The organism is Amphritea balenae (genome assembly GCF_003858655.1).
GTDB classification, from domain to species: Bacteria; Pseudomonadota; Gammaproteobacteria; order Pseudomonadales; family Balneatricaceae; genus Amphritea; species Amphritea balenae.
In genome coordinates this window covers 63,836-81,869 of the sequence record NZ_RQXV01000016.1, presented here as the reverse complement: position 1 = coordinate 81,869, position 18,034 = coordinate 63,836, and the positions used below count along the sequence as shown (strand labels likewise).

Genomic DNA, 18,034 nt, shown 5'->3' with positions numbered 1-18,034 from the left:
TACTTAGTGGGCGTGTAGCTCAGTTGGGAGAGCGTCGCCCTTACAAGGCGAATGTCGGGAGTTCGAGCCTCTCCACGCCCACCACTAAGTATGAAGCGAAAGCTTCAGCCACTGCGGAGTGTTAAGTTTCGTGGTTGGGGCCTGTCACTGTTTCGGCAATGAGAGGTCGCGGGTTCGAGTCCCGTACTCGAGGTGAAAACCTCAGCCACTGCGGAGTGGTAGTTCAGTTGGTTAGAATACCTGCCTGTCACGCAGGGGGTCGCGGGTTCGAGTCCCGTCCATTCCGCCACTATTTTAGATGAACGGTTAGATTATCTGCCTGTCATCTATTTAGGTAACGGCTCGCGGTGAAAGCCCGACCATACCGCTATTTTCTTTTCGAAGTGCTGAAAAGATCGTATACAAGCCATCTACTTAGTGGGCGTGTAGCTCAGTTGGGAGAGCGTCGCCCTTACAAGGCGAATGTCGGGAGTTCGAGCCTCTCCACGCCCACCACTAAGTATGAAGCGAAAGCTTCAGCCACTGCGGAGTGGTAGTTCAGTTGGTTAGAATACCTGCCTGTCACGCAGGGGGTCGCGGGTTCGAGTCCCGTCCATTCCGCCACTTTTCTTTTTTTACTTATTTTCTCTGTTTCTGTCTTAAATAATCGCACTGATAGTTTTAACCTCCCCTTATTCGGTTAAATGATTGTGTTGTCCTTTGTTGTTGTCCTTTGTTGTTGTCCTTTGTTGTTTTCCTTCTCGTGATTCGTTTTTCCAGTTTGTTTGGAGTGTGAAACCTCACTTTGAGTATCTTCAATACTGTGATGCTTTGTCTTGTATGTTATATCTCTGGCGGTGATTTTTGATGTAAGCACGTGCTTCAGAAATTATCTAAGATATTTCTTCTTCAAAACAGCAGGCAAAGCCATATGCAAAGTGATTTTCCACAATCGGAGTTTCTTGCGATCTGCCCGGATCCGGTCATTGCTGTCAATCACGAAGGTATTATCACAACCTTTAATCCTGCTGCTGAGCGCTTGTTGGCTTATTCTGCGGAGGGTGTGCTGGGGCAAATGAGTATCTTTCAGTTATATCCCAGTGAAGAGGAAGCGCGAGCGATCATGCGGTTAATGCTTTCAGAGCATGGGTGTATTGAGGGTTATGAAACAACGGTTATTGCCAGTGATGGTCGGGCGGTACCTATTCGTTTGTCTGCTGCGTTGCTGGAGGGTCAGTCGAAAGGTAGTATCGGTTTCTTTCATGATATGACCCAGCAAAAACGGCTGGAAAAAAGCCTGAAGCACTTATCGATTACTGATGATCTGAGTGGCTTGTTCAACCAGCGTTATTTTTATGAGCAGCTGGGTAAGGAGATGGCCAGGGCGAGACGCTATGGAAATCAGCTTGGGCTGGTTTGTATCGATCTTGATGGCTTTAAGCGAGTCAATGATCTGCTGGGGCATCTTGAAGGTGATAAGGTTGTGCGCCTTATCGGTGAGCTACTGCGTAACGGTTTACGTGATTCTGATCAGGCTTTTCGTTATGGTGGAGATGAGTTTATGGTGTTGTTACCTGATACTTCGCCGGAGCATGCTGAGGTGTTGGCTGATCGTTTGCGAAAGACATTTAATGCGGAATGCCTGTTATCACCCGAATACTCTAATGAGACTGATGTTGTTGTATCTATGAGTATGGGGTTGGCAGCCAGTCGTGGAGAGGAGCCTGTCGATCGTTTAATTCAGCGGGCTGATATGGCTATGTATGCCGCAAAGCAGTCCGGTGGAAACTGCGGGATGCAGTTTCAGGGGGCTTCAGAGTAGTTTTATTATTGCTGTGCGTTGCTTTGTCTTTTTTTAGTTATTACATTTCAAAACCGTCATCGTAGTCAGGGTCGTCGTCATACTCTTCTGGTATGTTTTCTAGCAGCAATTCTTCAGTATAATCTTCCATCTTTCTATCTCCTTGGGTTGTTCGGTGATCTTAGTGGTTGCTGATGACTTTAATATGACGATTTGATGTACGTTTTATGACGAATGGCAATCTGTTGAATGAAGCGCCGTCGATAGCAATTGACGCGCTAGAGCTTTCCGAGTTTGTGACGGCTGGGGTGGATCTTGATCTGCTACGGCTTGATCAGGTTCATCCGCAAATCAGCGGTAATAAATGGTTTAAACTGAAGTATGCCGTTCAGGCAATATTGCTATCGGATTGTCATACGGTGCTTAGCTTTGGTGGGGCCTGGTCTAATCATATTCATGCGCTGGCTTATGCGGGTTTTTGTTTAGGTATCAAAACCATCGGGGTTATTCGGGGTGAAAGGCCGCAACAGCTATCAGCCACTCTTGAAGATGCTGTTAGCTGGGGGATGGAGTTGCATTTTGTTTCGCGTGCAGCGTATCGGGATAAAAGCAGTCCGTCGTTTATTGCTCAGTTAGAACAGCAGTTTGGTCGATTTCATCTGTTACCTGAAGGGGGCTCCGGGGGCTGGGTTGTCGCGGGATGTCGTGACATTGTCTCACTGTTTGATACTGTCGGTTATGATCTGATCTGCTGTGCCTGCGGCACTGGCGGAACTCTGGCAGGGTTGATTGCAGCAAAGCCCGATGGCGCTCAGTTATTGGGCGTGTCTGCGCTGAAGGGTGGGGGCTTTCTGTATGAGGATATACGGGGATTGTTGCAGCGTGCCTCAGTATCCGATCCCGGTGGTTGGCGGCTTGCGCTTGATGATCATGAGGGAGGGTACGCTAAAATTACACCGGAGCTGGCGTTGGAAATAGCTCGCTTTACTGATCAGACGGGTATTGAGTTAGAGCCTGTGTACACAGGTAAGGCTTATCTTGCACTGTTGCGGGCGTTGAGGCGGGGTGAGCTAAGAGCTGGGCAGCGGATTCTGCTTATTCATACCGGCGGGATGCAAGGGGCCAGAGGCATGAAAGAAATTATGCTGAAGCAGCTAAAGCGTTCCGAATATGAGTATAATGTTTGAAAACAAGTGCATAGCTCAGTTCGCAATCTGATAGTAAGTCTCTCACGGAGCTGTAATGGATAATTTTAGAAATATTGGTTTGATTGGCCGTCTGGGTAGTACCAAGGTCATCGACACTTTAAAGAATCTGATTAGATTTCTTGATGAACAGGGGTTGACGCCAATACTGGATGAGAGAATCGCTGGTGTAATGCCGGGTCATCGACAGCAGACCAGTACGCAAAAGTTGATGGGCGAAATCTGTGATCTGGTTATTGTTGTCGGTGGTGATGGTAGTCTGCTGGGGGCGGCACGAAATCTGGCTCAGTCTAATGTGCCTGTACTTGGGGTTAACCGGGGCAGTTTGGGATTCCTGACCGATATCTCGCCTTCGGAAATTGAGCAAAAGGTTGCCGAGGTCCTTGAGGGAAAATATACCGTCGATCGGCGCTTTCTTATCGATGTTGTGGTTAAGCGTAATGGTGAGCCAATCGGCGAATCAACCGGGTTGAATGAATGTGTTCTCCATCCGGGTAAGTCTGCCCGAATGATTCAGTTTGAGCTTTATATTGAAGGTCAGTTTGTTTATACCCAGCGTTCTGATGGTTTGATCGTTGCAACACCGACCGGATCAACTGCTTATGCATTATCCGGCGGGGGACCTATTATGCATCCTCGTCTCGATGCGTTAGTGCTGGTGCCGATGTTCCCGCATACCCTTTCAAGTCGTCCGATTGTGGTCGATGGTAATAGTGAGCTGAAGCTGGTTATCAGTGACAATAATGAAACCTATCCAACCATTAGTTGCGATGGTCAGAAACATATTAACTGCGCCCCTGGCGATACTATTACTATCCATAAAAAGCCCCATAAGCTAAAACTGTTGCATCCTTTAAGTCATAATTTCTACCAGACCTGTCGTGAGAAACTGGGCTGGGCTACAAAACTAGGTGACTGATTGGAGGCCGCTATGAGTCATTCGTTTGAAGGCTTTGATCTGATTGGTGATGTACATGGCTGTGCGCGGTCGTTGGAGTTGTTGCTGGTTAAAATGGGTTACAGCCGAAAAGCCGGGATCTATCAGCATCCCCGTCGGCAGGTGATATTCCTGGGTGATATTGTTGATCGTGGTCCAAGGATCAGAGAGGCTCTGCACATTGTTCGGGATATGGTTGATGCGGGTCATGCTCAGATTGTAATGGGTAATCATGAGTTTAATTATCTGTCTTACCTCACGCCGGGCCGGCCTGGCTCAGGGATGGAGTATCTTAGAACCCATAATCGTCGTCACCTGCGTATTCTCAATGAGACACTGGAACAATTTGCTAACCATCCACAGGATCAGAATGATTTTCTGGGCTGGATAATGGAGATGCCGTTGTTTGTAGAGCAGGATCAATTCAGGGTGGTACACGCTTGCTGGTCTAAAGATCATATAGATGACTTTGTGCAGAGGCAGGGTGGTAATTGCCTGGATGATGATTATCTGCACCGTTCGGCTCATTACGGCACCCGTGAATGGGAAACCATGGATCGTCTGCTCAGAGGGACTCACCTGAAGATGCCTAACGGTGAGGTGATGGTGAGTAAGGATGGTTATAAGCGGCGCTTTTTCCGGACTAAATTCTGGGCGCAACAGCCACAGCGTTACATCGATGTTGTATTTCAGCCCGATCCATTACCCGAACATGTTGCCCGTATGACTCTGACCGAGCAAGACCAGTGTGATCTGTTGCATTATCCGCTGGAAGATCCTCTGTTGTTTATCGGTCACTATTGGTGTGATGGAGAGCCTCAGCCGGTGGCGCCCAATGTTGCCTGTCTGGACTATAGTGCTGTTAAATATGGCAAATTGGTCGCTTATCGATTAGATCAGGAAAATCGGATCGATCCGACAAAGTTTATCTGGGTTGATGTTTTAAAAGAACTTCAGGAAGAGGTTTGAGGCCGGGTTCTATGGTTGAGGTGATTCGGGTTCCACTAAGTCAGGATCTGAGTGGCTTTACGGCTATTTTATGGCAGCATAAAATTCCGCACCGGGTGCTGGAGCAGGATGACGAGCAGCTTGTTCTGGTGCCACATAATGTTAACGCTGAGCAGATTGCTCAGCTGTTTGATATGTGGCAACAGGGGGTTGATTTAAGCGGACTAAAGGTCAGGCAGAGCTCAGCTAATACTTCAGCCTCAATAAAGAGCATCTGGCTGACTCTGTTGTTAATCGGACTGAGTGCCGGCGTTACTTTGCTGATCGCGCTGGGTGAAAATATTCAGATGATGCGATGGTTTACGCTGGTTGATTTTCGGGTTCAGGGCCAGCAGGTTTTCTTTCCGTCATTGCTGGATAGCTTTAAGTCAGGGCAGGTCTGGCGTTTGGTTACACCTGCCTTTATGCACTTTAATTTCCCCCATATTATTTTTAACTTGCTCTGGGTCTGGGTTGCCGGCCGCCGTATAGAGATGATGTTAGGCTGGCCCTCATTGCTAGCGCTGTTTATTGTTTCTGCTGTGGCTTCAAATCTAGCTCAGTTCTGGGTGAGTGGACCAATGTTTGGTGGAATGTCGGGATTTGTGTTTGCACTATTGGGTTTTGCCTGGCTTTGGGATCGTCGCAATAGCAGCGTAAAAATAGGTTTGCCGCCTGCATTGATGGGCTTTATGTTATTTTGGTTGGCGCTTGGGTTTACCGGGGTATTAGAGTCTGTAGGTATGGGGGCAATAGCCAACACTGCGCATTTGATCGGACTTATTTCCGGTTTGTTGTTAGTACCTTTGGTGGGGTTGGTGCGACGAAGGTGAATGCTATGCTAAAGGCTGATTTTTGATGTTTACTCTGACGTTTTAACTCTAGCAAAGCTGTTCCTGTGATGTCGTCATCTAAGGTGCCAGCCCCTGTGATTCCAAGCCCTGTGATACTATAATCCACCGATTGCGGAGGAAAATGAATGAATTTTGAAACGATGATTCAGACGATGACGCCTGATGTTTATCAGAGTCTTAAATTAGCAGTGGAGTTGGGTAAGTGGCCTAATGGTCAGCGACTGACTGATGAGCAGCGGCAAACCTGTTTACGTGCAGTTATTGCTTATGATCAGACTAAGCTGCCAGAGCATGAGCGGACCGGTTATATTCCCCCTAAGAAAAAGACTGCCAAAGCCGAAGCGGATGATCCGTCAGCGCCGCAGATCGTCACTATCCTGAACGACAAATGATGCAGGTTGTAGCGCAGGGGGCATTGTCAAAAATGCCGGCAGAGTTAGGCGATGAAATTAGCTACCAGCTGAAGCTTGATGATCATCTGGTGCCGTTAAATCCATACATCGGTAAGACCATAAAGCTGACCTATACTGGCCAGATAAACTGTAGCCATTGCGGTCGCAAAACGAATAAAAGCTTTGCTCAGGGGTACTGCTATCCCTGTTTTAAGAAATTACCGCAGTGTGATTTATGTATCATGAGTCCCGAGAAGTGTCACTATGACCAGGGCACCTGTCGCGATCCTGCGTGGGGTGAAGAGTTCTGCTTTCAAAGTCATTATGTCTATCTGGCGAACTCATCGGGTATAAAAGTGGGTATTACCCGGGGAACGCAGGTTCCGACTCGCTGGATTGATCAGGGTGCGATTCAGGCATTGCCTATTTTAAAGGTAGATACCCGATTTCAATCCGGGTTGGTCGAACGGATATTTGCTCAACATATTACGGATAAAACAAATTGGCGTGCCATGTTGAAAGGGCAGGTTGATCCTCTTGATCTGGCGGCGGAAAGAGAGCGGCTATTTGAACTTTGTCAGGCCGAGTTGTCAGAGCTTGAAGAACGTTTTGGCTTGCAGGCGATACAGCGCCTGAATAATGCCGAAGTAGTCGAACTGAATTTCCCGGTATTAAACTTTCCACAAAAGGTCAGTAGTCTGAACTTTGATAAAAATCCAGTTGTTGAAGGTGAGCTGCAGGGTATAAAAGGCCAGTATCTTATTCTGGATACCGGGGTTATCAATATACGAAAATTTAGTTCTTATCAGGTTGAATTCAGCGCCTGATATTCGGACTATCGTTTTGAAGCGTCTAAATTCAGAACAATATCCAGCATCGATGAGCTAGAGTTAACAGTAATATTTTATTTTTTAATATTTACAGGGGATATGAATGAGTCAGTCTGTCACTGAACAACCTAGTGTTATCTATCTGAAGGATTATCAAACGCCCGCATTTCTTGTCGAATCCACAGCGTTAAGATTCGAACTGGAAGAGGAGCAGGCTCTGGTGCGTTCTCAGGTGCAATATACACGTAATCCTGACAGTGCAGACCGACTTCGTCCTTTAATTCTTGATGGTCATGAATCTCTCGAATTGCATCGGCTGAGTATCGATGGTGAGGTGCTGAATGAGCAGGATTATCGGCGTCAGGGTGAACAACTGATTATCAGTGAACTCCCGGATAGCTTTGTTCTGGAATGCGTGACCCGTATTGAACCTCAGAATAATACGGCCCTGGAAGGCTTGTATAAATCGGATGGTATGTTTTGCACCCAGTGTGAGGCGGAAGGCTTTCGTCGTATTACTTTCTATCAGGACCGACCTGATGTGATGGCCGTTTTTGAAACCACGGTGGTTGCGGATAAACAAAGCTACCCGGTACTGCTGTCAAACGGTAACAATGTTGACTCCGGTGAAGAGGATGATGGTCGTCATTGGGTGCGTTGGCAAGACCCCTTTCCTAAGCCTGCTTATCTGTTTGCTTTGGTTGCCGGTAACCTGGAGTTTATCGAGGATCAGTACACTACTGCATCAGGGCGAGACGTGGTGCTGCGTATTTTTGCCGAGGCAAAAGATCTGGATAAGCTGGATCATGCCATGCTCTCTCTCAAACGCTCTATGCAGTGGGATGAGCAGGTATATGGGCGCGAATACGATCTTGATATCTTTATGGTGGTGGCGGTCGATTTCTTTAATATGGGAGCGATGGAAAATAAAGGTCTGAATATCTTTAATACCTCCTGTGTGCTGGCTCACCCTGAAACAACCGTTGATACGGGTTTTCAGCGCGTTGAGGGAGTTGTAGGTCATGAGTATTTCCATAACTGGTCGGGTAACCGGGTTACCTGTCGAGACTGGTTTCAGCTGAGTCTGAAAGAGGGTTTTACCGTTTTTCGGGATGCTGAGTTTTCGGCAGATATGAACTCCCGTACGGTCAAGCGGATTGAGGATGTGACGCTGCTTCGGACAGCGCAATTTGCTGAAGACAGTGGTCCAATGGCGCACGCGGTACGGCCCGCTTCATTTATTGAGATTTCAAATTTTTATACGCTGACAGTCTATGAAAAAGGTGCGGAAATTGTACGCATGCTTCATACCTTGTTAGGGGAACACAAGTTTCGTCAAGGCTCTGATCTGTATTTTAAACGACACGATGGTCAGGCTGTCACAACCGACGATTTTGTTCAGGCGATGGCAGATGTCAGTGGCCGGGATATGACGCGTTTTAAATTATGGTATAGCCAGGCAGGAACACCGCGCGTTGCTGTTAGCGGGGAGTATGATGCCGCTTCTCAGCGTTACACCCTGCATATGCGCCAGAGTTGTTCGCCAACCCCTGAGATGGAAACCAAGCAGCCCTTCCTGATTCCTGTTGCTATGGGGTTATTGGACCAGCATGGCAGAGATATTACGCTGGCCAGCGGTAACACGACGGAAGTGCTTGAACTGGTGTCTACTGAGCAGAGTTTCGTGTTTGAGAATATTCCGGTGGAACCGGTTCCTTCATTGCTGCGGGGGTTCTCTGCACCGGTCAAATTAAGTTTCCCTTATGATCAGGAGCAGCTGGTGTTCCTGATGCAGCACGATAGCGATGGTTTTAATCGCTGGGATGCTGCTCAGCAGTTAGCGGTGAGTATTTTACAAAAGCTAATTACCGATTATCAGCAGGGTAGCCCTCTGGTACTGGATAATGCACTGATCGATGCGTATCGGTTGGTAATGAGCGATGTAAGCCTGGATAAGGCGATGGTGGCTAAGGTACTTTCATTGCCATCTGAGGCTTATCTGAGCGAGTTATCCGATGAGATTGATGTTGATGCGATTTATCAGGTGCGTAAGTTTGTACGTCAGACGTTAGCTAAAGCGCTTGAGAGCGAATTTTTATCCCTCTATCAGAGTAACTGCTCCGGTGATAGCTACTCTCCGGACGCCGCTTCAGTGGCGCGTCGCAGTCTTAAAAACCTGGCGTTGTCATATCTGATGGCAACTGAACGGACTGAATATCTGGCGTTGGCCCGTGATCAGTTTGCTCAGGCAGATAATATGACTGATAGTCAGGCCGCTTTGAGTCTGGTTGCGCATTCGGTTCATGAACAGGCGGCGGATGAGTTGTTAGAACAATTCTATCAACGCTGGCAAAATGAATCCCTGGTTGTTAATCAGTGGTTGGCTATTCAGGCTGCGAATACTCGGGAAGCCGGATTGCAGCGGGTAGAGAAACTGTTGACGCATCCGGCTTATGATGCCAGCAATCCTAATAAAATCCGCTCTCTGGTGGCGGTATTTTGTGCTCAGAATTTACCAAATTTTCATAATCTGGATGGTAGTGGCTATCGTTTTCTTGCCGATCAGATTATTGTATTAAATAAGCAGAATCCACAGATAGCTTCCCGGTTATTAACGCCGTTAACCCGTTGGAAGCAATACTCTGAAGCGCGGCAGTCTTTGATGAAGGCAGAGTTGGAGCGCATTGGTAATAGTGGTGATCTGTCAAAGGATGTATATGAGGTGCTGAGTAAGAGTCTTGCTCAGTAGTTATGATAAAGGTTGGTTTAAAAACTGGCCCTTTTTCAGTAAAAGGATATGAAGATGGAAAGAACCATTCCGGAGCAGGATAAATTTGATCTGCAACAGAATTATCGACGCTACCTGAAATTTCAGGATAAGTATGATGCTGCTAATACTACGCTCAAAGGAGCGAAAGCCAGCCGTGTCTGGTTGGCCGGTTTAGCCTCTTTGTTGTTTAGTTTTGGCTCAGAATTTTTCCTGGGAGCGTCTTTTGCGCTGTTTGCTCTCTATTTTTACCGTATAGCTACAGCCTGGTATGACAGTTTCCAGATCGATGAGGGGCGGGAGGAGCTGTTGCGCTGGTTTGCGACTAACGATTTGAGGTTTGAAGGGCGTATCCTTTATTTTCGTGAGGATCAGCTGCTTGAAAACCCGCTGGATCCTTTTGCCGATGAGATCTATGTTTGAAAGCTGTGAACTCAACAGCGCTGAATACTGAGGAGTAGGCGTCAGAAGGCAGGGATCTGAGCGATGAGCGTTAAACGAGAGTACCGTGGCATAAGTCAGCGGGCCCGCAGCCTGCTAAGCAATCCTGAGGGGATCGATGTCGATTTCAAGCGGGAAAGTAATGGTATTAAAAGTCGTGATCTTGTCTCTTTCGCCAACTCTGCTCAGGGAGGCGCTATTCTGGTTGGTGTCGATGAGTACACCAGTGATGATGGTTTACAGCGAGGGCGCATAGTCGGTTGTGATGTTGATGATAGCGCCCGTCTGAGTCTGATTAATAAAGCAACGGATTGTTATCCTATTGTTGAAATCGAACTCATCGTCGAGAATATTTCGCGCAAACCTTTTTTCCGTATTGAAATTCCTTCCGGCTCGAAACGGCCTTACTGCACTCAGCGTGGTGAATACTCGATCAGAGCCGACGCCCGTTCCCGGGCTTTATTCCCCGAAGAATTACTGGCGATGTTTATGGATCGTGAAGGTGAGCTGTTTCTGTCGCGATTCCGTGAAGCTGTGACGCAGCTGGAGCATCGCTTAGGGGTGATGGATCATGCCTTTGGTAATGGGATGTTGCAGTTAGTTAGTCATCTTGATGAGCTTGACGGTCAGGTACGTCGTACTTTGAACCGGGTGGACCAGATGACTGATAGTGCCAAAAAGCGATCCCGGAATATGTTACAGGCAGTGCGGGACTCTCAGGATAGTATTGCTGGTCTTGAGGCGCTTTTAATTGCGCAAAATGGTAATCCTGCTGGTCGTTTGGAGATGATGCGGGATATCCGTACCCGTCTTGACCAGTTAACAGAAAACCTCAACCAGACCGGACCTGACGAGTGATTACTCAACTAAGAAATACCCGTCACTGGGTGTTTGATCTGGATGGCACCCTGACCCGTCCGGTACATGATTTTGCTCACATCCGGTCTGAACTTTCATTGCCTGAAAATGCTGATATTTTGTCGGCCATTGCCGCTAAGCCTGTTGCTGAACGTAAGCGACTAAATGAACGTCTGGATGAGCTGGAATATTTCTATGCAGGCCAGGCTGAGGCCGCTGAAGGTGTACTTAATTTGCTCGAGTTATTGGCTGAACGCGGTTGTCAGTTCGGTATTCTTACCCGTAATAAAAAGGATGTTGCATTAATCTCGCTTAAAGCGATTGGTGCACAGGGGTATTTTTTACCTGAGGCGGTGCTCGGGCGAGATGAGGCGTTAGCTAAGCCGGATCCACAGGGGCTTCATATGTTGTTAGATATGTGGCGTATATCATCAGGGCAAAGTGTGATGGTAGGTGATTTTCGTTATGATTTGGAGGTAGGGCGTGCTGCAGGAATGGCGACGATTCATGTCGATGATCGATCGGGGCGTGACTGGCCCGAACTAACGGACCTGAAGGTTCGTTCTATGGCGCAGTTGCATGAGTTGTTAAATTCCTGATTGGCAGTTGTTTGATGTTCGTCAAGATCGTTTTGAGAGGCTCGGCTATAGTGGGCTTTCGTTGGAGGATATTATGACTGTATTAAGCGAATTACATCAGGATCATCTGAATCTGAATAAGCTATTGGCGGTACTGGGGAATAAGCTGGATCAGCTGAAGCAAGGGGAGATGCCTAATTTTGTTCTGTTAGGTGACGCGGTTGATTATATTAGTAATTATGCCGATGCGTATCACCACCCCCGTGAAGATAAACTCTATAGTTATTTTAAAGAAACGGACTGTCCAGAGTTGGTGGAAGCGATTGAGTTATGCTCGGCCGAACATAAGAATCTCAAGCGGCTTAGCGATGAATTAATCGAATCGGTCGACAGTATTCTTCATGACTCAGTGGTACCAATGGATCAGTTTACTGCCAGGCTAGAGCATTTTCTGGAACACCAGATTGAGCACCTTAATCTGGAAGAGGGCACGCTGTTTCCTCTGCTTGATGAAATAGCCACCGAGCAGCAGTGGCAGGAAGTTGAGAAGCTGTTACCGAAAATGGATGATCCGCTATTCAGCGAGAAACAAAAACAGCGTTATATCGGTCTTTATACTGAATTGCTGCAAGAGTTGCGCTAGGTCTAAGCGCTGTGTAAGGATTCTGTTAATCGGGGTTGAGTGTCAGGCAGTGGTTGATATTCAACCCGGTTACGGCCATTTTGCTTGGCAAGGTAAACCCCGTCATCTGCCGCTTTCAATATATTATGGGCGACCTGGTCAAGGTCGGCCTGAAGTAGCTGTTCACTGCTGCAATAGGTAATGCCGATTGAGGCGCTAATCCTGAATGGTTTGCTATCACTATTGTGAATGATCATTTGCAGGATTTTCTGACGTAAGTTATTGCCTATCTCTATCGCTTTCTCGCTGTTGCAGTTGGGTAGCAGAACGGCAAACTCTTCTCCGCCATAGCGTGCAATCAGGTCTGTTTTGCGCAGATTCTTTTTAAGTAGCTGGCCGATCGAGCTTAAGACTTTATCACCGATCTGGTGGCCATACTTATCATTAACCAGTTTGAAATAATCGAGATCGATGAAAAGGCAGCTCAACGGAGTCTGGTGGCGACTTGAGCGGGATAGCTCTTTAATGATCTCCTGATCAAATGAGCGACGATTATGTACCTTGGTCAGCATATCGATAATGCTTAAGCGCTTAAGGTTTTGCTGGTTAATGCAGTTCTCAATACAGACTGCGATAACAGACGCCATGTGGCTTATATAGTTGTAATCAAGGTGTTGGCTGTATCGGCCCGGATCATTGCTGCCCAGATGCAGGCTGCCTATCAGACAGTTCTGTCTTACCAGGGGGAGCAGGGCACTGCTCAAAACAAAAGGTGTACTGGGGAATGCCAGCTTTTTAAGCGGTGAGCTTAGCTCTCCTGCACGTAATTCGGGTGTGGGAAATATGCTCTTTAGTAGTCGCTGATTATTGACGAAGCGAAGGCTGTGCCCAGGCTCTGGGGGGACGTAATCTTCCAGTAGGTCTCTGGCGGCATTTTCCGGGTCGAAAAGAACCAGGTTTACGGCGGTCAGGCGGAAATATTCACGGAATTCTATCAGGATAAGGTCAAGCAGTTCGTCGAGCTTATTACAGCCCAGCAGACGAATCTCCATTTCAAAGAACGACTGCAGTATAGACTGATTGCGTTCAGCCTTACTGGTTAGCAGGTGCAACGCCCTGCGTAGTTCTTTGTTTTCCTTATCAAAGGGTCCCATACAAGGCCTTTTTACCTATGTTGTTAAAGGCTTATCGGCAATTATGGTTAACTATAAAGGAAAATGCTGAAGCAGAAATAGTTGAAATATGCTTTGGCCATAAATCTGTAGAGCAAATCTACAGCAAAGCCCCGTTATTGTTGAGTTCTCAACAAAAGAACCCGCTACCCATTATGGGTAGCGGGTTCCTGAAAACTTATAGATCTTAAGCAGTTAGGCTGTTGAGCCTGTATGTTCTGGATGGGTGCTGATGAAATGATTCAGTACTCTGCGCAGAACCTCTTCGTGTGCTGTATCCCCTTTACGTTGCGCTTTAGCAATGTCATCGAGGATGATCTTTTTGACTTTATTCTCGCCCTGGTGGCTGCATAAATAATTACCCATTGCCATGGCGATGATTGGGTCCGTGTGCTCATGCTCAGCAATCGCCTCAACTTCATCCTGAGTCAGATCGCTCATATCAAGGCACTCTTCGTAGGTCAGCATTTTGGTATCCCCTTGTTCTTCTTATGCTGTTGGCAGAAAGGCTAAAAGGAATATACAGCAGCCTTCTGACCTAAATTCTAGTCAGGGGATCCTTATTTCTCTATCTTATTTAGAAAACATTTTCTTATAACTTTATGCGGTACAATGCTATTTCGCTATATAGTTACTCAATTGCATGCTGATACCCGATATATCGGCGTAACTTTCTATTTTTTGAGATAAAAATATGGATATTAATTTTTCAGAATTGTCTTCGAATCAGGCTTATTTCACAATGACTCAGACGATTCTGCCCCGGCCTGTAGCCTGGGTGTTGAGCGAGCATGAAAATGGTAAATATAATCTGGCACCGTTTTCCTATTTTACAGCGGTCTGTAGTGATCCGCCTTTGCTGATGATATCAGTCGGACATAAGCCTGATGGCGAGCTTAAAGATACCTATCGAAATATCCTTGAGCGTAAAAATTTTGTAGTTCATCTGGCTCACTCGGGTCAGGCGCAACAAGTAACCCGGACGGCAAAAACGTTACCGCAGGGGGTGTCTGAAGTTGAGGATGCCGAATTGAACTTACTGCCTTTTGCTAATGCGCCTCTGCCGCGTGTTGAAGGTGCGCGAATCGCGATGGATTGTGAGCTTTATGACGTGCAGGAGATAGGCAATAAACCGCAGTATCTTATTTTTGGGCGGGTACGTAATTTATTTATTGATGATGTTGCTGTGGCTGTTGATGCTAAAGGGCGTATGAAGGTTGATGCTAAGAAGATTGACCCTCTGGGGCGTTTGGGTGGCGTTGAGTATGTGACTTTTGGCGATATTTTGAGTATTTCAAGGGAACTCTGAGGCTTAAGTGGTCAGAGGTCGCGTTAAATTGATGCTCTTGTGGCTAGTGCCTTCATCCTGGTGCTTTGTAGGCTGAGGTATTTTTAGGCTGGGTTGTTTTTAGGCTTAGCTGCTTTGCAGGGTGGATGTATTTCGGGATTGAGGCCAAATTACTTGAATGATGCTTTGAGTAAAGCGAAAATTATTCTGGTACTACTGCAGTTCTGGGTAACTAAAGCTACAGAATCTGTACGAGCAATCTTTTTTAAATTAATTCAGGAACGACTAAATGAATCTGCTTGATCCCTTTGGACGCACGAAGGCCCGCCGACAAAAAGAATATGAGTCTCTTCGTGCTTCATTAGTAGAAGCGGGGATCACCAGTCCTGCAGAGGCTGAAGCCATACAAGTTAGTGCCCGAAAACGAGGTCGGTGGTCTATTCTGGTCGCTTTAGTTGCGACTATTGTGCTATCGGTGGTGTTTCCCGAGTCCAGAATTATTATTATTCCTCTGGGCGCACTTTTTTGTTTTTGGGTTAATAAAGTTACCAGCAACGGTCACAAATATATTCAACGCTATATTGAAGAGGAACTAAGAAGGGAGGTAGACGATAATTCGGAAGAGTAGTCGTGGCTTCTTCTCGTATTCAGGGCTTCTCTTAGCTTTATTCAGGCTGCCAGATCTTTGATTAACAATGTAGAAGTTAGTTGAAAGTCTGGCAATTCAAAGTGGATGCTGACAGAAATAGCTCGACCAAAAGTGGTCGAGCGAAGCAGGGCTTAACAGGCCTTGCCAGTAATGCTGTTAGGTCCCGCAGATCGCTACGCCTCGACTATGTCGTTCTTTAAGCCGGATACAAATGCAACTACATCGTTGCACTCCTGTTGAGGAACTTGCAAATCTTCCATGGTGGCAGCTGCATGCTCAAAGAAAAGCTCCCAATCGCTTTGGCTTATTTTCATTCCTTTGTGCGATAGCTTCATATCTCGTCCAGTATAATAAACTGGCCCGCCTGCATTTGAGCACAGGTAATCAATCAACAGTTGTTTCTCTCTTGCAATGCCATCATCACCACGATTTTGCCAAAAACGACCTAACTGGCTGTCGCTTTGAAGGCGGGGTAATAAATTGTTAACAAATGCGGTTATCCCATCATAACCACCAAGGCGTTCATATAGTGATTTGTCGGTCATGACTTACTCCGTTACCTTGCTGTATGTTGGTATTTCTTTTTGTCTGTCGTTAAGGATAAGTGTAGTTAAAAAAGAAACGAACTTATCATTGAGCGCCAAAGTATAGGTGATTTGAGAGTGAGTTGCGGATGTTTGGCAAGCATGTGATACAGGCTGTAACGGGTCGGCAAAATTTAGGATGGTTTTTTAAATGGTAGTCGCTGTTTCAGGAAGTTGATATCTTGCCGCACCATCTGTTCTTCTTCCTCGGTAAAACGCTGTACTGCACTCCTGAATTCCGGACGGGCCAGCCAGTGTGTTGACCAGGTTTCTATTGGCTCAAAGCCGCGCTGAATTTTATGCTCGCCCTGCGCGCCTGGGTCAAAGCGAGAAATCTGATTAGCGATACAGTATTCGATGCCCTGGTAGTAACAGGTTTCAAAATGCAGGCTGTCATACTCTTCGAGTGCTCCCCAGTAGCGGCCATACAGAGTATCCTCGCCCTGCATAAAGAGTGCCCCTGCAACGGGCTCATCCTTGCTGAATCCGGTATCGAAAGCGAAGCAGATGAGCAGTTGTTCGGGTAGCAGGTCCCTGAGCAGGTGGAAGAAGTTCTTTTTCAGGTAGCCCTGTCGACCACGCTTAAGGTAGGTGATTTGATAAAAACGATAAAATGATTCAAGCAACTCATCACTAAGCTCCGGACCTTTTACAAACCGGTGCTCGATATTCTGATTGAGTATCTTGGTCCGTTCCTTCTTAAGATTCTTACGTTTACGGGAGCTAAAGCCTGCCAGAAAATCCTCAAAACTATGGTAGTCGCGATTGAACCAATGATACTGGCAACCAAGTCGTTTGATCAGTGTTTGGTTTTCGGCATTAATGAATTGATGATTTTCAATAAACAGGGTATGCCATCCGCTTGCGTTATGTTGTTGAGCGAATTCTTGCAGGGTACTGATAACTTGCTTTGTTATTTGTTGAATCCGGGTTTGATTTAATGAATTACTGAAGCAGAGTCTGAGCCATAGCAGGGGGTGAAGGGGATGGCCGTCAGAAGTTTTGGGTAGTAATCAAGTCCATGGCGCTGGTATGCATCAGCCCAGGCCCAGTCAAACACATATTCACCATAAGAATGGTTCTTGAGATAAAGGGGCATGGCGGCAATGGGAAGATCATTGTCGGTGATCAGAAGGTGGCAGGGTTGCCAGCCGGTTATTGCGCTGACGCTGCCAGACTGTTCCAGGCAGTGGAGGAATTCATAGCGGATAAATGGATACTGAGTGCCGCACAGGTTATTCCACTGTTGTTGATCTATCTGCTCAATTGCACTGTAAAAATTGAATTGCAGCATAATGTCCTATACTTTTCAGAGCCTGTGTTTATTATCTAACTACCCGATAATAAAGCCAAAATTTTATTTATGTTTGGAGAGCGATAATGGATGAGCTGGAATTGGAGTTTGAACTGGATTCCCGTCTGGAGAATGATTGCATCACTTTGGGCAACTTTCCTCTGTCCAGATTACTGTTAATGAATGATGCTAATTACCCCTGGTTTATCCTGGTGCCTCGTCGTGCAGAGGCCAGCGAGATTTATCATCTATCGGCCGAAGATCAGGTGCAATTGTTACACGAGTCCTCTTTTCTTGCGGAAAATCTCCATGATGTGTTCGATGGCGATAAAATGAATATTGCAGCCATTGGTAATATGGTTAAGCAGCTGCACTTGCATCATGTGGTGCGCTATCAGGGCGATGTCGCCTGGCCAGCTCCGGTATGGGGGGCAAAGCCGGCAATACCTTATACCAATGAACAGATCCACAGTATATATCAGAAGCTGGAGCTGATGCTGAATGATGAAGTGGACTTTGTGCCAGAGCAGCGTGGCTAACCCGTTTCACTCGAGTTGTTTTTTTAGTAGCTAAAGCTGGGTCTGAGCAGGTTGTGAAGATTATAAAATAGCCCTGGACCCGTTTTTGTTTGAATATTCATCGCAGCTAATTCAATGTCCAGTCATTCTAATTGAGTGATTGTTATATCTGATTGAAAATTCCCTTTTATAACCCCCTGTCAGTGACTGATAATTCAGGTATAATTTGCGCTTTTCTGAATAGGGTAGGCTCAGAGTGCTGCCTTATCATGTGTGTT

General features: G+C 46.6%; 18 protein-coding genes, 4 tRNA genes and 1 pseudogene. 19 read left to right on the top strand and 4 right to left on the bottom strand.

Features of this window, described 5'->3' with window-relative positions; all coding sequences use genetic code 11:
* The first annotated feature begins 8 nt into the window (after window positions 1-8).
* From EHS89_RS20265 to EHS89_RS20190, 16 genes are all read left to right on the top strand, one after another.
* Window positions 9-84: transfer RNA gene (locus EHS89_RS20265), tRNA-Val, on the top strand.
* Window positions 85-212: 128 nt separating this feature from the next.
* Window positions 213-289: transfer RNA gene (locus EHS89_RS20260), tRNA-Asp, on the top strand.
* Window positions 290-419: 130 nt separating this feature from the next.
* Window positions 420-495, top strand: a tRNA-Val gene (locus tag EHS89_RS20255).
* 31 nt (window positions 496-526) lie between these two features.
* Window positions 527-603 (top strand) — tRNA-Asp (locus EHS89_RS20250).
* A 307-nt stretch (window positions 604-910) separates the two neighbouring features.
* Window positions 911-1,801 (top strand): GGDEF domain-containing protein, encoded by an 891-nt coding sequence (locus EHS89_RS20245; protein ID WP_124927990.1) that lies wholly within the window; start codon window positions 911-913, stop codon window positions 1,799-1,801.
* A gap of 206 nt (window positions 1,802-2,007) precedes the next feature.
* Entirely contained in the window at window positions 2,008-2,967 is a 960-nt protein-coding gene (locus EHS89_RS20240) for a 1-aminocyclopropane-1-carboxylate deaminase/D-cysteine desulfhydrase (protein WP_124927989.1), read from the top strand.
* 55 nt (window positions 2,968-3,022) lie between these two features.
* A complete protein-coding gene (locus tag EHS89_RS20235; RefSeq protein ID WP_124927988.1) occupies window positions 3,023-3,904 on the top strand; it encodes an NAD(+) kinase in 882 nt (293 codons plus the stop codon).
* Window positions 3,905-3,916: 12 nt separating this feature from the next.
* On the top strand, window positions 3,917-4,891 hold the full coding sequence (locus tag EHS89_RS20230) for a metallophosphoesterase (RefSeq protein WP_124927987.1): 975 nt from the start codon (window positions 3,917-3,919) through the stop codon (window positions 4,889-4,891).
* Entirely contained in the window at window positions 4,888-5,742 is an 855-nt protein-coding gene (locus EHS89_RS20225; RefSeq protein WP_229753535.1) for a rhomboid family intramembrane serine protease, read from the top strand. The genes EHS89_RS20230 and EHS89_RS20225 overlap by 4 nt, the downstream gene beginning before the upstream one ends.
* A 146-nt stretch (window positions 5,743-5,888) precedes the next feature.
* A complete protein-coding gene (locus EHS89_RS20220; protein ID WP_124927986.1) occupies window positions 5,889-6,155 on the top strand; it encodes a YeaC family protein in 267 nt (88 codons plus the stop codon).
* Window positions 6,155-6,982, top strand: a complete 828-nt coding sequence (locus EHS89_RS20215; RefSeq protein WP_124927995.1) for a DUF2797 domain-containing protein — start codon at window positions 6,155-6,157, stop codon at window positions 6,980-6,982. Before EHS89_RS20220 ends, EHS89_RS20215 begins: the two co-directional genes overlap by 1 nt.
* A 106-nt stretch (window positions 6,983-7,088) precedes the next feature.
* On the top strand, window positions 7,089-9,734 hold the full coding sequence (gene pepN / locus EHS89_RS20210) for an aminopeptidase N (RefSeq protein WP_124927985.1): 2,646 nt from the start codon (window positions 7,089-7,091) through the stop codon (window positions 9,732-9,734).
* A gap of 54 nt (window positions 9,735-9,788) precedes the next feature.
* The gene (locus EHS89_RS20205; RefSeq protein WP_124927984.1) at window positions 9,789-10,175 is read left to right on the top strand and encodes a hypothetical protein; all 387 of its coding nucleotides are present in this window, start codon (window positions 9,789-9,791) and stop codon (window positions 10,173-10,175) included.
* 63 nt (window positions 10,176-10,238) lie between these two features.
* On the top strand, window positions 10,239-11,051 hold the full coding sequence (locus EHS89_RS20200) for an AlbA family DNA-binding domain-containing protein (RefSeq protein WP_124927983.1): 813 nt from the start codon (window positions 10,239-10,241) through the stop codon (window positions 11,049-11,051).
* Window positions 11,048-11,650, top strand: a complete 603-nt coding sequence (locus EHS89_RS20195) for an HAD family hydrolase (RefSeq protein ID WP_124927982.1) — start codon at window positions 11,048-11,050, stop codon at window positions 11,648-11,650. The genes EHS89_RS20200 and EHS89_RS20195 overlap by 4 nt, the downstream gene beginning before the upstream one ends.
* A gap of 73 nt (window positions 11,651-11,723) precedes the next feature.
* Window positions 11,724-12,272, top strand: a complete 549-nt coding sequence (locus EHS89_RS20190) for a hemerythrin domain-containing protein (protein ID WP_124927981.1) — start codon at window positions 11,724-11,726, stop codon at window positions 12,270-12,272.
* A gap of 2 nt (window positions 12,273-12,274) precedes the next feature.
* Here the strand turns inward: EHS89_RS20190 and EHS89_RS20185 are convergent, their stop codons facing one another.
* Both EHS89_RS20185 and EHS89_RS20180 read right to left on the bottom strand, forming a co-directional pair.
* Window positions 12,275-13,405, bottom strand: coding sequence for a sensor domain-containing diguanylate cyclase (locus EHS89_RS20185; protein ID WP_124927980.1), 1,131 nt, complete (start codon window positions 13,403-13,405; stop codon window positions 12,275-12,277).
* A gap of 213 nt (window positions 13,406-13,618) precedes the next feature.
* Window positions 13,619-13,891: a hypothetical protein gene (locus tag EHS89_RS20180; RefSeq protein ID WP_124927979.1), complete on the bottom strand. Its 273-nt coding sequence runs from the start codon at window positions 13,889-13,891 to the stop codon at window positions 13,619-13,621.
* A gap of 274 nt (window positions 13,892-14,165) precedes the next feature.
* Between EHS89_RS20180 and EHS89_RS20175 the strand changes: the two genes are divergently transcribed.
* Complete coding sequence (locus EHS89_RS20175) at window positions 14,166-14,732, top strand: flavin reductase family protein (RefSeq protein WP_229753536.1); 567 nt, start codon at window positions 14,166-14,168, stop codon at window positions 14,730-14,732.
* Between the two features lie 268 nt (window positions 14,733-15,000).
* Window positions 15,001-15,339, top strand: coding sequence for a hypothetical protein (locus tag EHS89_RS20170; RefSeq protein WP_124927977.1), 339 nt, complete (start codon window positions 15,001-15,003; stop codon window positions 15,337-15,339).
* Window positions 15,340-15,533: 194 nt separating this feature from the next.
* On the opposite strand, the gene EHS89_RS20165 is transcribed toward EHS89_RS20170, so the two are convergent.
* Window positions 15,534-15,905, bottom strand: coding sequence for a group I truncated hemoglobin (locus EHS89_RS20165; RefSeq protein WP_124927976.1), 372 nt, complete (start codon window positions 15,903-15,905; stop codon window positions 15,534-15,536).
* A 173-nt stretch (window positions 15,906-16,078) separates the two neighbouring features.
* Window positions 16,079-17,238: pseudogene (locus EHS89_RS20160) on the bottom strand (GNAT family N-acetyltransferase).
* An 86-nt stretch (window positions 17,239-17,324) separates the two neighbouring features.
* Between EHS89_RS20160 and EHS89_RS20155 the strand changes: the two are divergent.
* On the top strand, window positions 17,325-17,777 hold the full coding sequence (locus EHS89_RS20155; RefSeq protein ID WP_124927975.1) for an HIT domain-containing protein: 453 nt from the start codon (window positions 17,325-17,327) through the stop codon (window positions 17,775-17,777).
* The last annotated feature ends 257 nt before the right edge of the window (window positions 17,778-18,034 follow it).